The sequence below is a fragment of the Pseudoalteromonas sp. Isolate3 genome, from assembly GCF_022398505.1.
Lineage (GTDB): Bacteria > Pseudomonadota > Gammaproteobacteria > Enterobacterales > Alteromonadaceae > Pseudoalteromonas > Pseudoalteromonas apostichopi.
In genome coordinates, this window is record NZ_JAKEVN010000274.1 from 1 (window position 1) to 706 (window position 706).

A 706-nucleotide genomic window follows, 5' to 3' on the forward strand; every position below is an offset into this window, starting at 1 on the left:
CACCTATACACATAAATTTCATTGATAATATGCCTTGGAAACAATCCACTTGTTGGCTTTTAGTGTTGTTAGGGTGCATTTTTAAACTAAGAAAAGAGAGCGGATTTTGTAATAAAATTAGCTTAATTTGTTTTGTTTTTTTAGGTGGAGGATTACTTGTTTCATTATCACCCATTGAAATAAATGGGTTAGACAAAGGGTTTTCGGCCTCTGTTTCAGCAACAAATAATATAAAGTTTTTTTTATTATTTGTTGCTTTTGCGGGAATAACTGTTTCATCAAGACTAAAATTAGACTTAAAAAAATACTTTAGTGAACCTCTAGCTTGGCTAGCTACATTGATAACTATTATAACTATGCTGCTTTGGTTTAGTTTTATGTATCAGTTCGAATCGGGAAACAAAAAAGTTGTACAGGAAACCATAGTTAAGTTTAAGAGTCAAACTGAACAATTACTAAAAAGGCATAACGAACTGATTACGAGGCTCGGTGAACGTTTTGAACTTTCTAATATGGCTCAACAGCCAGCTGTTTTTTTATTTGATTCGGGAACCTATATCCGTGATTTTAATTATCTAGATTATATTGGAGTATTAGATGCGCAGGGGGGGATTTACTCTTCCAATAGTAAAAATGCTTTTACAAAGCAATGGTATGATAATTATCTCACTAAAAACTTCTCCTCTTTATCTAAAAATATCATTAC

At 31.9% G+C, this 706-nt stretch carries 1 protein-coding gene; it reads left to right on the forward strand.

Translation table 11 applies throughout. From position 1 onward, the window contains the following. A partial coding sequence (locus L1D46_RS20805) for a hypothetical protein (protein ID WP_239978184.1) occupies positions 1-706 on the forward strand: 706 nt, incomplete at both ends.